13 protein-coding genes are annotated in these 13400 nt (G+C 41.9%); all 13 read right to left on the bottom strand.

The window, feature by feature from the left end; translation table 11 throughout:
- Positions 1–124 precede the first annotated feature (124 nt).
- A complete protein-coding gene (locus Len3610_RS16085) occupies positions 125–1078 on the bottom strand; it encodes a ribose-phosphate diphosphokinase (RefSeq protein ID WP_176448850.1) in 954 nt (317 codons plus the stop codon).
- A gap of 14 nt (positions 1079–1092) precedes the next feature.
- The gene (gene glmU / locus Len3610_RS16080) at positions 1093–2472 is read right to left on the bottom strand and encodes a bifunctional UDP-N-acetylglucosamine diphosphorylase/glucosamine-1-phosphate N-acetyltransferase GlmU (protein WP_176448849.1); all 1380 of its coding nucleotides are present in this window, start codon (positions 2470–2472) and stop codon (positions 1093–1095) included.
- Positions 2473–2686: 214 nt separating this feature from the next.
- On the bottom strand, positions 2687–2977 hold the full coding sequence (spoVG, locus tag Len3610_RS16075) for a septation regulator SpoVG (protein ID WP_176448848.1): 291 nt from the start codon (positions 2975–2977) through the stop codon (positions 2687–2689).
- 316 nt (positions 2978–3293) lie between these two features.
- Positions 3294–4112 (bottom strand): pur operon repressor, encoded by an 819-nt coding sequence (gene purR / locus Len3610_RS16070; protein WP_176448847.1) that lies wholly within the window; start codon positions 4110–4112, stop codon positions 3294–3296.
- A gap of 70 nt (positions 4113–4182) precedes the next feature.
- Positions 4183–5040: a 4-(cytidine 5'-diphospho)-2-C-methyl-D-erythritol kinase gene (gene ispE / locus Len3610_RS16065; protein ID WP_176448846.1), complete on the bottom strand. Its 858-nt coding sequence runs from the start codon at positions 5038–5040 to the stop codon at positions 4183–4185.
- A gap of 181 nt (positions 5041–5221) precedes the next feature.
- Entirely contained in the window at positions 5222–5389 is a 168-nt protein-coding gene (locus Len3610_RS16060) for a small, acid-soluble spore protein, alpha/beta type (protein ID WP_176448845.1), read from the bottom strand.
- A gap of 239 nt (positions 5390–5628) precedes the next feature.
- Entirely contained in the window at positions 5629–5889 is a 261-nt protein-coding gene (veg, locus tag Len3610_RS16055) for a biofilm formation stimulator Veg (RefSeq protein WP_176449716.1), read from the bottom strand.
- Positions 5890–6119: 230 nt separating this feature from the next.
- Positions 6120–6992 carry a sporulation peptidase YabG gene (yabG, locus tag Len3610_RS16050; RefSeq protein WP_176448844.1) on the bottom strand — a complete coding sequence of 291 codons (873 nt, stop codon included), beginning with the start codon at positions 6990–6992 and terminating at the stop codon, positions 6120–6122.
- A gap of 206 nt (positions 6993–7198) precedes the next feature.
- Positions 7199–8086 carry a 16S rRNA (adenine(1518)-N(6)/adenine(1519)-N(6))-dimethyltransferase RsmA gene (gene rsmA / locus Len3610_RS16045; protein ID WP_176448843.1) on the bottom strand — a complete coding sequence of 296 codons (888 nt, stop codon included), beginning with the start codon at positions 8084–8086 and terminating at the stop codon, positions 7199–7201.
- Complete coding sequence (gene rnmV / locus Len3610_RS16040; protein ID WP_176448842.1) at positions 8076–8645, bottom strand: ribonuclease M5; 570 nt, start codon at positions 8643–8645, stop codon at positions 8076–8078. Before rnmV ends, rsmA begins: the two co-directional genes overlap by 11 nt.
- A gap of 327 nt (positions 8646–8972) precedes the next feature.
- The gene (locus Len3610_RS16035) at positions 8973–10217 is read right to left on the bottom strand and encodes a resuscitation-promoting factor (RefSeq protein ID WP_176448841.1); all 1245 of its coding nucleotides are present in this window, start codon (positions 10215–10217) and stop codon (positions 8973–8975) included.
- A 270-nt stretch (positions 10218–10487) separates the two neighbouring features.
- Positions 10488–11264: a TatD family hydrolase gene (locus Len3610_RS16030; protein WP_176448840.1), complete on the bottom strand. Its 777-nt coding sequence runs from the start codon at positions 11262–11264 to the stop codon at positions 10488–10490.
- Positions 11265–11339: 75 nt separating this feature from the next.
- Positions 11340–13298 carry a methionine--tRNA ligase gene (gene metG / locus Len3610_RS16025; protein ID WP_176448839.1) on the bottom strand — a complete coding sequence of 653 codons (1959 nt, stop codon included), beginning with the start codon at positions 13296–13298 and terminating at the stop codon, positions 11340–11342.
- Positions 13299–13400: the final 102 nt, after the last annotated feature.

Raw genomic sequence — 13400 nt, 5'->3', positions numbered from 1 at the left:
TTATTTAACAATCTGGCTTTAATCCAGGATTTATATGTCAAATTGTTTTTTCAGTAACGTTTCCATTAAAACATAATTTAGTCCTTTTCACAAAAAACACTTATTTTACTTCAGCTTGAAATACTCAGTCAAACAATATACTTACTGATTTCAGTTCATGAACTCGTGTTATTGCTTCGCCAATTAATGGTGCAACGGATAATTCCGTCACTTTTTCCATCTGTTTTTCTTCAGTAAGCGGAATTGAATTCGTAACAACCAGTTCCTTGATTTTTGAATCGTTAATTCGCTGCATGGCAGGTCCTGATAAAACAGGATGTGTACAACATGCAAAAACCTCTTTGGCTCCATTGTCAACCAATGCGTTGGCAGCAGCGGTAATGGTACCTGCTGTATCAATGATATCATCAATCAGGATGGCTGTCTTCCCTTCGATATTACCAACAATATTCATCACTTCTGAAACATTCGGACGCGGGCGGCGTTTATCAATGATTCCAATCGGTGCCTTAAGATAATCTGCCATTTTTCTGGCTCGTGTGACACCACCGTGATCAGGGGAAACGACGATAATATCTTCTAAATTCATTTCCTCAAAATAATTCGCCAAGAGTGGCACACCTTGCAAGTGATCAATCGGCACATTAAAGAAACCTTGAATTTGCGGTGCATGCAGATCAAGTGTAATCACCCGGTCAGCGCCGGCAGTTTCCAGGAGGTCAGCGACAAGTTTTGATGTAATCGGTTCTCTTGAGCGTGCTTTACGATCTTGTCTGGCATATCCATAATATGGCATCACAATATTTATGGATCTGGCCGAAGCACGCTTCAGGGCATCAATCATGATCAAAAGTTCCATCATGTGCTGATTGACCGGTGATGAAGTCGATTGGACAACATAAACGTCACAACCACGGACACTCTCTTCAATATTGATTTGAATCTCACCGTCACTAAAGGCGGAAACCGTGCATTTCCCCAATTCGGTCCCGATATGGTTTGCAATATCTTCAGCCAATTGCCGATTCGAGTTTAACGAAAATACCTTCAAAAATGGATCCTTATAGCCAGATGCCATGAATTAACCCTCCGTTAGTCCTTTTTTTGATTTCTGATTCTTGATGCGTAACCTTCTTTATTTGTTTGTCTCCCCCGGGCAATCGATAATGCGTCTTCAGGCACATTTTTCGTAATGGTGGAGCCTGCAGCAACATAGGAACCCTTGCCGACTGTCACTGGTGCGACTAAATTGGAATTACAACCAATAAATGCATCATCTTCAATCGTTGTCAAGTACTTATTCTTTCCATCATAATTAACCGTAATCGTTCCACAGCCAACATTCACATTGGTGCCTATTTCGGCATCCCCGATATAACTTAAATGGGAGACTTTGCTATTATCGCCTAAAGAAGATTTCTTCACTTCTACAAAATTACCGACTTTCGCTTCATTGCCAATAGAAGCTTCCGGTCGAATATGGGAATAGGGGCCGACCTTCACCCTGTCACCTATATAACTGTCGTTGGCGACACTTTGTTTGATAACACTTGCCTGTCCAACGAAACAATTACCTATTTCAGTATGAGGGCCTATCTCAGCATCTGTTTTTATTGTTGTGTTTCCTTTAATAATTGAACCTGGATGGATCACAACATCCGGTTCGATAATCGTCTCAGGGCTGATATAAGTATTATCCGGATCAATCAATGTGACACCATTTCGCATATGTTTTTCATTAATGCGCCGTTTAAGGTTTTTTTCAGCCTGTGCCAGAGCGATTCGATCATTGATACCTAATGTTTCTTCAAAATCCGGTGTCTGAAAGGCGCTCACTTTTTCACCACGATTTTGAAGAATTTCGATTACATCCGGTAAATAGTATTCACCTTGCACGTTATCATTTGAAACATGCTGAAGTGCTTCGAAAAGCGCTTTGTTGTCGAAACAATATGTCCCGGTATTGATTTCATCGACCAGCAGTTCACTGTCAGTTGCATCTTTTTGTTCAACAATCCGCTTCACTTCATTTTCCCCATCACGAATAACTCTGCCATAGCCTGCAGGGTCCGGGGCTTTTGCTGTTAAAATAGTCGCCTTGGCACCTTCCCGCTCATGGTGGTCAAAAAGTGCCTGATACGTCTCGTGTGTGATTAATGGAGTATCTCCACATACGACAATCGTTATGCCTTCCTGATTTTTCAAACGTTCTTCCGCTTGCAATACAGCGTGACCCGTTCCCAATTGCTCTTCCTGTAAAACCATTTGACTGTCATCGCCAATATATTCAGAAACCTCTTCGGCGCCATGACCTACGATTGTGACCATTTTATCGAGGTTCACCGGTTTTAATTGTTCGATAACATGCTGGACCATCGGACGACCTAAAATCGGATGAAGTACCTTATATAATTTCGATTTCATTCGTGTTCCTTTTCCGGCAGCTAAAATCACTGCAAATCGCTTCGTCATGAAGAATCCTCCATTTCATTTATCCATTATGAATATATCTTAAAAATGGGTTGATTTCAACAGATTTAATGTTTGCGGAAAGAAGAAAAACTTGGTATGAAGGGGCATGCAGGCTGTGAGTTAAATACCAGTATTTTTTTAAAATTTGTTTTATGAAAGACAAAAAAAGAAGGCTAACCTGTCTGCAGATTAGACCTCTTGTTGAATGTGAGATTTAGGATGCCCCGGCTTCCTCGTATTTTTCATCTGAATCTCCTGCGCGATGGTACTCTTCTAATACTGCATCCTGTATCTTACCGCGAGTATTAGAATTGATCGGGTGAGCGATATCCCTGAATTCACCATCAGGCGTACGCTTGGAAGGCATAGCCACAAACAATCCATTATTGCCATCAATCACCCGGATATCATGAACGACAAATTCCTCATCCATGGTAATCGAGGCAATTGCTCGCATTCTCCCCTCTGTGTTTACGCGGCGTAATCTAACGTCAGTAACTTCCATGATGTTTCACCACCTTTTCCCTTTTGAACTTAATACCATATTTCAACAAAAAAATGAGAAATCCTGCCTATTCATTAAAAAAATTTTAGAAAATATTGCCTTCTTAAGAAAAAACGCTGATACGTGTTTTCAGATGCCAGAGGTAGGAGGTCAGATTGGCAGAAATCGGCGAGTTAGCCGATTTCAGTATTAAAAACGTCATCCTGAATTTATAATTTTCACCTCTTAAAAATAATACTGGTCAAAGACTCATAGTTGCCTTTATCGGCCACTTATGCTGTGTGCAAAAGGGAGTATGGACTTTCAATGAAACGTGTCATGAGATTTCAGCAATATTGCCCGGCTGTACCTTAATCGTTTTTTGTTTCATATCGACATTGGTAATTTTCACCAGGGATGTGTAATCCTCTACCACACGTTCATCTTCTTCATCATCTGCTTCCGCCAGAACACCGATCGCTTGTACATTGGCGTTGAACTCATTGAGCAGACTTATCATTCCGTTAATTGTGCCGCCTGCTTTCATAAAATCATCAATGATACAAACGTTGGCATTATCCTGCAGGCTTCTTGTCGGCAGGACCATTGTCTGGATTTTCCGTGATGACCCTGAAACATAATTTATGCTGACAGATGACCCTTCTGTCACTCGCGGATCACGCCTGACAATAATAACCGGTACATTCAATACAGATGCTGCCGCATAAGCAAGCGGAATTCCTTTCGTTGCTACCGTCATGATCACATCAATTTCCAAATCGGAAAAAGCTGATGCTAATATACGGCCGATTTCTTTAACCATATTCGGATTACCTAAAATATCACTCATGTATAAATAACCGCCGGGAAGAATACGGGAGGGATCTTGTAATGTCGTGCAGAGTTCATCAATAAATTTGTTTTGTTTTTCGGTGGAAAATCCAGGTATAAAACTGACACCTCCTGATGCTCCGGGAAGTGTCTGCAGGCGTCCGATACCTTCCTCCTGCATGATGCGGTCAATGATATCCAGATCTTCACTGACAGATGACTTTGCCGCACCATATTTATCACTAAAATACGGTAATGACGTATGTTCTCTGGGGTTTTCTAAAAAATAATTCGTTAAGGATACTAAACGATCACTTCTTTTCATATGCCACCTCTTACTTATAACCGAATATTTTAGATAAATATATCATTATCATACGTATTTGTTCAAGATATTAATGCCGATCCAGCTGCTGAACAATGTAAACCTCACTGCAAAAACCTCTTAATCCGTTGTAAATACGTTTCGCTTTACTGAAATGTCTGGTGAGCCCTACAACAGTAGGACCGCTTCCGCTCATCACTGCACCGGCTGCTCCCGTTTGAAGCATCTTATCCTTAATCCGCTTTACTTCCGGATATAAAGGAAACGTGACACTTTCCAGGGCGTTGCCGATATGATGGCATAGCTTGTCAAAATTTTTTTCCTCCAAGGATTGAATAACGGCATCTGTTTGTGGATGTGTCAGTTTATCCATGGTAACTCTGGGAAAAATATGTCTGGTTGAAATGCCGATATCAGGTTTTGCCAGTACAACATAACAAACAGGTGGTGAAGGCAGTGTGTGTATTTTCTCGCCATGACCCGTTCCGAGTGCGGTTGTTCCTAAAATACAAAAAGGAACATCTGATCCGAGAACTGCACCAAGGTCGATCAATTCATCCTTTGATGCACCAACTGACCACATTCGATTCAAACCGCGCAGTACTGCAGCTGCATCACTGCTTCCTCCGCCAAGCCCTGCTGATACGGGGATGTTTTTTTGAATATTAATTCGAACACCCTGATGTAATTGGTATCTATTTTTTAAAACAAGCGCAGCCTGATATGCCAGATTACGTTCATCATTTGGGACGTACTGATTATCGGTGGAAACCTCAATCATATCGTCATTAATGCTATATAATTCAATACGGTCAGCCAAATCGACAGTCGTCATAACCATTTCCACTTCATGAAACCCGTCTTCGCGCTTTCCAAGGACATCAAGTGATAAGTTAATTTTAGCCGGCGCCCGTTCATATAAAACCATCTCTATCACCACTTTACAAACAAGGGATTGTACACATTTTCCGAAATATAAAACTTACAGCAAATTGTACCATATTCAACCAGCAGTAGCGACCTTCAGCAGAAAATTCGGCTCCAGCTAACTTTATCGCGTTTTTCCTTGACTTTAAAAAGGGCAAACCCATTTAAGGGTCTGCCTCTCTTCACTTCATGTTTTGCTCGGCTTTTTCTATTGCGCGTTTCACCATATTCCCGGCATCCTTTGCTCTAATACCGCCCCAGCCTTCCTGTTGTACAGTGTCGTAAAAGCCTAACTCTTTGGCAATTTCTTCTTTCAACTGATCTGACATTGCGCCACCTCGTCCAGCCATGAAAGAACATCCCCTTTCCTGTAAAGAGTGATTACGACACCCATAGTTTATGTCTCATGAACAAAAGAAACACCCGTTATATGTATACAAAAAAGGAAATATTTATTTTGGCGGATTGTTTTATTTAAGCATATTTTCGCATTCAACCTGCCAAACTTTAAAAGAGACGCGGTTTCGAGCAGTTTTTTCAGGGCTATACTATATAAGATCAACCATAAAAATAAGCAGCAAACGCTTGTTTACTGCTCGGCAATCATCGTATTCTCATCCTGGAAACTTAATTCCACTGTCTCGGTTAAAACGTCGGCATAGCTGTATGAAACACGTTCGAATGCATTCTCGTCCTGATCCAGTTCAACAATAAAAACGGAAGGATATGTTTCCGCCAATATGCCGCAGCGTTCAATTGTTCTTCGCCTGCCACCGTTTGCCTTCAGGCGCAACCGCTGACCAACGTGACATTCAAGACCTTGCTTAATTTCGATTAATGTTTTCACTATACTCCACCTCACTCACACTCAATAATAGCATATGCTTGTATAACAGTCAAATAAAACATTATATTATAACAGCATAGCTTTTTTAATGTCAACAATAAAAATTACCTTTCTTCCTTTATTATTACAAATTGTTAACAAATTATGTATGTAACAGAGGGAAGATATCAGAAGTCGGAGGTCGGAAAGGGCAGGAATCGGCTTGACACCGATTCCATCACGTACATTTAATATTAATCACCATCATCTTCTTCCGGTATATAGGGCATCCCTGTTCGCAGGAGTCCTCTCGTTTCCACACCGCCCATACCTTTTTCACCAGTTAATGTGTTGCGCAATGCATCCCATACACTGATTTTTTCCATAAATGGTGTATAGGCAATTTTAGCTGCAATATAAACCGGGTCCAATGCATGAATATTAATTCTTGATGGAGAGCTGGCAAAATTCGCTCCCGCCCTGATTAACGACTCAAAATGAGATTGACAGGCACCAGCAAATATCACCAATTCATCCAGACGTGGGTTCTTTTGTCTGATCACCTCGACAGTTTCAGCAAAATACCTGGAATGACGATAGGCACGGAGATCGTTCTTCTGCCCTTTATTTCTGGAAAAAGCATCATGACCGGTTATCACGATAATATTAGGCTGAATTCTGTCCACGAGAGAGCCGATTTCGTGCGGCATTTCCTTTTCATGGACATGGACGCCATTCACCTGGAGCCCTACTCGATTATATAATTCAGTGCATTTTCTGAGATAGGTGCGATCACCATCGACGTGGAGGACCCTGGCCGGTAATTGAAAAAAACCGGCTGTATGCTGGTATCCGTCACCTGACTGGTATTCGCGCTTTTCTTTCATTAACTGGTAATCCTGGCGAAACAATCGGTAAGACAGTTCCTCCTGCTCTTTTCCTTTCTGTTTCCGCTTCGCCAAATCCGTCTCTTTGATATGCACTAAATCATCCAAAGAGGCATCTGCTGCAAGACGAATATCTTCCCCGTGCAATATAGCGGTATCACCGGTAATCGATGCAATACGGAACAACAAATCGTGATTATATGATTTTCGTGTGACACGTTCACCTATTGAAAAACTCATAAAGCCACCTCACAGCCTCTGTTACGGATGAAAAACATTTCTCTAACTACAGACTATGTAGGCAGCTGCATGACTGTGCGTATATCCAAAACCCTGAACAGGCTATTTTTAGAAGAACATTCAGCAGACGTGTCACTAAATTCCACATCTTATTCAAAGAAAATTTACACCGGCATTCACCTCAACAAACGGTAAAGCCATGAGTTTCATCCATCTCTTTCCGTTATCTGATAAAAAGCATTAGCTAACGCGGCAAATTCCTGCATGGTCAGGGATTCACCACGCCGTGTTTCATCAATGCCGGCATCCTGCAATGCGTTTGAAATCGTTTGTTTGTCAATTAATGATTTAAAATGCCGGATTAAGTTATTCCGCAATGTTTTTCGCCGCTGTGCAAAACACGCTTGTACAATGGCAAAAAAATAATCCTCATCGGCTACCTGAACAGGCGCACTATCTCTTCTGGTCAGTTTTAAAACACTGGAATCAACTTTTGGCGGTGGCCTAAATACACTTTTAGGGACGTTCATAACCACTTCTGTCCGCGTGTAATACTGCATGGCAATCGACAACGAACCATAGCTTTTACTGTTAGGTTTTGCAGCGATCCGCTCGGCAACCTCTTTTTGAATCATGACCGTAAAATCGGCTACCGGCAAATCCTCACGCAGCAATTTCATCAGTATTGGTGTGGTTATGTAATATGGGAGATTCGCAACGACATGAATAGGCTGATCAGGTGTGAAATGGTCTCCGATCATGTCAATGACGTTTGCTTCCAGAATATCCTGATGAATCACATGAATATTATTGTAGGCAGCTAATGTGTTATCCAATACAGGGAGCAAACGCTGATCAATTTCATATGCGATCACCTTGTCTGCATGAATAGCTAATTGCTCGGTTAAAGCACCGATACCCGGACCAATTTCAATGGCACCTGCCCGTTTATCAATATCAGCCTTCTGAATGATATTGATGAGAATATTAGTGTCAATGATAAAATTCTGCCCTAAACTTTTTTTAAAGGAAAAATTGTATGTCTCCAGTATCTCTTTCGTCCGTTTAGGTGTTGCAATCCATTTAACTCCCATTATTTTCCTCCTGGATTACCTGACGCATGGTCTTATCGAATTGATCTTTTGTAATTTGAAACATCGTAAGCCGTTTTAGCAGTTGTTTGCCGTTCGTATGGCCGATTTGCAATAATTCACCGAGGCGTTCCCGTCTGGCACTGGCTTTTGGACCACCAATCAGTCCGGCAGAAATCAAATCTTCTCGCGTAATCTCTGAATGGTCTTCTTCGGATAATGAATAAACGCCTTGGAGTGCCTGCCGAATTGCCGCAGCTGATGCATGTTCAATCCCGAGACTTTTATTATCAGGATTTTTGGCAATGGCAGCTTTACGGGGTAAAAATGCATGTTTGCAGCCGGGAATCGCCTGATCGATAATATGACGAATCCGATTACCGGGATAATCCGGATCGGTAAAAATAATGATACCACGTTTAGTTTGTGCATGCCTGATCTGTTTTATAACGGCATCACCGACCGCAGAGCCATTTGTCTCAATCGTATCTGCATCAACTGCCTGCCGGATTTTAGCTGTATCATCGCGACCTTCAACAACAATAACTTCTTTAACTTTCACGCTCATTCCTCTTTTCGTACGTAAACTTTGATGCATTTTAGCCTCGTAGTCGATGTAAACTGCGACACAAGTGCTTTGTTGATTACACAAGAAATGTGATTATAAAGCACAAAACAGCGGAGCGTATTTCCGGAGCGGTGTTCCTCCTCTCAACCATTATTTCTCTACGTCGCAATTTATGGTCAGTTAGCCGCTGTTGTTGCAACTTACTATTACGTGCCGGAAATAATAATGCTCCTGCCACTATATCATGGCAGGAGCATTTTATCAGCAACAGGTAAACAGACCCGCTTCAATCACCTTTAAAAGAAGGCCTTTCAACGTATTTTAATCAAGAATCCTGACTTCCACTGTTTTCCGGCCAAAACTTTCGGCCTCACTCTGTGACTCAAGGTGAAGATCTATCCGGTTTCCTTTAATATGGCCGCCGGTATCGCCGGCAATGGCTTCTCCATATCCTTCAACCCAGACCTTGGACCCTAATGGGATAACATTTGGATCCACTGACACAACGTTCGGGTTATTTCGCAAATTAATGCCGGTTGCTGTATAACCATTGCCATTGCACCCAATACAGTCAACCGTATAAGCAGTTGCATTCATATGCATCGTTTTTTCGCCTTCATTATTATTATCGGTATCATTACCACTATTATTATCAGTATTATTGCTGCTTTCACTCGATAAGGTTGTTAGATTTGAATCTGGTTCGTTTTCTTTCTTACCGAGTGCAACGATACGTTTTTCGCTTTCCTGCTCCACTTCTTCATCAATCAGATCGCGGCTGACTTCTTCTCCATTTTCTTTCGTTATTTCAAACGTTTTGACAAGAACACCTTCCTGGCCTTGAGCAATGACCTTTTCTTTTCCTTTTTCCAGGCTGCTGTCTTCCCGTTCTTCAACTTGATAGTCAACCGTTTCCTTTACTTCATCCGTCACCTTCTCAACACGGGTGATCGTTATCGGATTATCCTCTTTTACCTCCGAATCTTTATCCGGCTTTAATTCGTCTTCATCATCCAGGGAAATGTCGTTCGTTTTCAGAAGTTCTCCGACTGTTCCACCAGTCGTCCAGACTTCTTCCTCGTTATCGCCATCATTGATGGTTACCTGAAAAGCTTTATCAATGGTGTATTTCATTCCATCACTGATAGCGGCATTTCTTTCATGTGATGTGTCATCATGATCCGAAACGCTTATACTATTTTCATTAAGAAATTCGCCGATGTTATCGGCAGTCGTATAATAGTCCTTTTCATTGCCGTCGATTAAAACAGTTACCTTATGAGCCGTCTCGTATGTAATCGTCATTCCATCTTCTATTGCTGCATCTATGTCTTGAGAAAGTTCATCATGTTTGGAGTACGTGATGCCTGCTTCAGCGAGCAGTTCTTCAACAGTATCTGCGTTTGTCGTAATGGTTTGTTTTTCGCCATTATCGGTGATAATTACTTCTGCTTTGGTTGCCTCAGCAAAGATAAACCCTGAAAAAGCAATCAGTGCTAACAATCCAACCCCAGACAGAACCCATTTCCGAGCTGAGTTCGGCAATAGCTTTGAAATAAAATTCATGCTTTTTGCCTCCTTTCAACGTGATTTTGATTATAGTAACAGTACTATGCAATTACAACGAAAATCCGTTTACGGTTTGTTTACAATTAAATTACAAAAAGTAACCACCATATGACAACCTTGTTTAAGCATTGGTGTGTCAATGTTCCAGCAAAAAAGAGACCGGCAATATTGCCAGGTCTCTTTTAGAAAATCCTTGTTTAACTTTTTTATTAGGCTTCTCTTAAATACACTGTTTTTACAACCTATTATATTTGTTTACAACACATTTCACGCTTTTTCATCGATATTGAAAAAAGTAAAGGCGTTTTTTGTCGTAATTCTGCTTAACTCATCAAACGGCATGTCCCGCAGTTCGGCAATTTTTTCGGCGACCAGTTTGACATATGATGGTTCATTGCGTTTACCGCGATTTGGGTGCGGAGCCAAAAATGGTGCATCGGTTTCGACCAATAAGCGGTCCAGTGGCACTTCAACCGCCACATCTTTCGGCAATTTTGCATTTTTAAAGGTAACTGGGCCTCCGAGTGAAATATAAAAGTCCATATCAAGAAATGACTGCACATATTCAGCGGAATCGTTGTAGCAGTGCATAATGCCACCGACTTCTTTTGCATCCTCTTCTTGTAATACCTTCATAATATCCTCTGTGGCTTCCCGGTTATGGATGATAATCGGCATATTGACTTTCTTAGCCAATGCAATTTGTTTACGAAAAACATCTTTCTGCACCTTCTCCGGGGATTTATCCCAATGATAGTCCAAGCCCATTTCACCGAGCGCAACTACTTTCGGATGTGAAGAAAGCTCCTCAATCCATGACAAATCTTCTTCCGTCATATCCACTGCATCAACCGGATGCCAGCCAACAGCGGCATAGATGGTTTCATATTGTTCCGCGATTTCAATCGCAAGGGGAATTGTCTCACGGTCAAACCCGACAACAACCATATAGTTCACACCGTTATCAAATGCACGCTGAATCGTTTCATCCCGATCTTCAAAAAACTGGTCCGCATTTAAATGCACATGTGTATCGAATAACATATCAACACTCCTTCATACAGAAAAGGCCAAACTCACCTGAGCTGACCTTTTTCCATATTTGTCTCGTTTATCCTGCTATTTCACGACAGAACCATTCGGCAATGCCTGTTCAACAGAAGCCAGAGCAAGCTCTCCATTTTCATCCTCTCCGGAAAGAACCATTCCCTCTGACATCTCACCCCGAAGCTTAACAGGTTTCAGGTTTGTGATACAGATAACTTTTTTGCCGATAAGTTCTTCCGGTTTATAATAGTCGGCAATTCCCGATACAATCTGCCGTTTATCGGTGCCAACGTCAAGTTGAAGCTTCAGCAGTTTATCGGCACCCTTCACCGATTCTGCTTTTAAAACTTCTGCAACCCGCATATCAAGTTTCATGAAATCATCAATAGCAACTTCTGCTTTTTGTTCCGGCACTTGTGTATTTTGTTCCTCTTTCTCCTGAGCCGGTTTCTGCATCATTGCCTTAATCGCCTGAACTTCTTTATCAACATCGAGGCGCGGGAAGATCGGCTGTCCCTTTTGAACCTCAGTACCTGCTTCAATAGCTCCATCATTATCGAGGCTGTCCCATTCTTTTAATGAATCATCTTTGACTCCCAGCTGCCTGAAAATTTCCCCGGGAGCTTCCGTTAAGAATGGCTGCAGCATAAGGGCAATCTTCCTTAGTGATTCAGCAAGGTGTGCCATCACATTTCCTAGCCGGTCTTTGTTCGCTTCATCTTTTGCAAGCTTCCATGGTTCTGTTTCATCGATGTATTTATTGGTACGGCTGATCAGCTGCCACAGTGAGGATAAGGCTACTGAAAATTGCATATCATCCATAGCTTTCTCCACGTTTTGAATCGTATCCTGCTGCAGCTGCTCCAGTGATTGTTCAATGTCGGTCTCAGCCGCAATGTATGCTGGCATCTTACCGTCAAAATATTTACTGACCATGGCAATGGTACGATTCAATAAGTTGCCAAGATCGTTTGCCAGGTCATAGTTCGTCCGCTCAACAAACCCTTCCGGCGTAAAGACACCGTCCGAACCGAATGGAACTTCACGTAATAAATAATAGCGCAGCGCATCAAGTCCGTACACGTCAGTCAATTGGACAGGATCGACCACATTTCCCTTTGACTTGGACATTTTTCCATCCTTCATCAAAATCCAGCCATGCGAGAATACTTTCTTCGGTAATGGCAAATCCAATGCCATCAGCATAATTGGCCAGTAAATCGTGTGGAAACGGACAATTTCCTTACTCATTAAGTGCACATCAGCAGGCCAGTATTTTTGATACAGCTCATTGTCATCTGTCCCGTAACCAAGCGCCGTTATATAGTTGCTCAACGCATCAATCCAAACATAAATGACATGCTTCGGATCACCCGGGACTTTAACACCCCAGTCAAAAGTGGTACGGGAAACAGCAAGATCTTCAAGTCCCGGCTTAATAAAGTTATTCAGCATTTCATTTTTCCGGGTTTCCGGCTGAATGAATTCCGGATTTTCCTCATAAAATTCCAGAAGCCGATCAACATACTTGCTCATTTTAAAGAAATACGATTCCTCTTTGACCTTCTCAACCGGGTCACCACAATCGGGACAGTGACCGTCGTCAAGCTGGCGTTCTGTGAAAAAGGATTCGCACGATGTACAATACCAGCCTTCATATTGATCCAGGTAAATATCTCCCTGTTGTACCAGCTTGTCAAAGATTTGTGCCACCACTTTTTTATGACGGTCTTCAGTTGTCCGGATAAAATCATCATGGGTGATCTTCAGCTTTTTCCATAGATCCTGGATACTGCTGACAATTCCATCGACATATTCCTGTGGTTCCATACCTTGTTCATGCGCTTTACGCTGAATTTTCTGCCCATGCTCATCCGTCCCGGTCAAATACATGACATCATAGCCACGCAGACGCTTGTATCGGGCCATTGCATCGCCGGCAACTGTCGAATAGGCATGACCTATGTGTAAATTGCCGCTTGGATAATAGATTGGTGTGGTGATATAGAATGTTTTCTTTTCAGTTGGCATTGACTTACCTCCTAATCATGATTTCTATTGTAGCGCTTTTTAACAGGTTTTCCAATGACAGCCCTTTTGCACACACAATTATCTGGATATGTTTCTGATAAA

Origin of the sequence: Lentibacillus sp. CBA3610 (assembly GCF_013373365.1) — a bacterium.
Taxonomy (GTDB): Bacteria; Bacillota; Bacilli; order Bacillales; family Amphibacillaceae; genus Lentibacillus.
Note: the sequence above shows the minus strand (reverse complement) of the source record. Positions and strands in the feature narration are given on the sequence as shown.

Excerpts from the sequence above, each read along its gene's own strand:
- Len3610_RS16085 (WP_176448850.1), bottom strand. The coding sequence starts at position 1,078 with ATGGCATCTGGCTATAAGGATCCATTTTTGAAGGTATTTTCGTTAAAC.
- glmU (WP_176448849.1), bottom strand. The coding sequence starts at position 2,472 with ATGACGAAGCGATTTGCAGTGATTTTAGCTGCCGGAAAAGGAACACGA.
- spoVG (WP_176448848.1), bottom strand. The coding sequence starts at position 2,977 with ATGGAAGTTACTGACGTTAGATTACGCCGCGTAAACACAGAGGGGAGA.
- purR (WP_176448847.1), bottom strand. The coding sequence starts at position 4,112 with ATGAAAAGAAGTGATCGTTTAGTATCCTTAACGAATTATTTTTTAGAA.
- ispE (WP_176448846.1), bottom strand. The coding sequence starts at position 5,040 with ATGGTTTTATATGAACGGGCGCCGGCTAAAATTAACTTATCACTTGAT.
- Len3610_RS16060 (WP_176448845.1), bottom strand. The coding sequence starts at position 5,389 with ATGGCTGGACGAGGTGGCGCAATGTCAGATCAGTTGAAAGAAGAAATT.
- yabG (WP_176448844.1), bottom strand. The coding sequence starts at position 6,992 with ATGAGTTTTTCAATAGGTGAACGTGTCACACGAAAATCATATAATCAC.
- rsmA (WP_176448843.1), bottom strand. The coding sequence starts at position 8,086 with ATGGGAGTTAAATGGATTGCAACACCTAAACGGACGAAAGAGATACTG.
- Len3610_RS16035 (WP_176448841.1), bottom strand. The coding sequence starts at position 10,217 with ATGAATTTTATTTCAAAGCTATTGCCGAACTCAGCTCGGAAATGGGTT.
- Len3610_RS16030 (WP_176448840.1), bottom strand. The coding sequence starts at position 11,264 with ATGTTATTCGATACACATGTGCATTTAAATGCGGACCAGTTTTTTGAA.
- metG (WP_176448839.1), bottom strand. The coding sequence starts at position 13,298 with ATGCCAACTGAAAAGAAAACATTCTATATCACCACACCAATCTATTAT.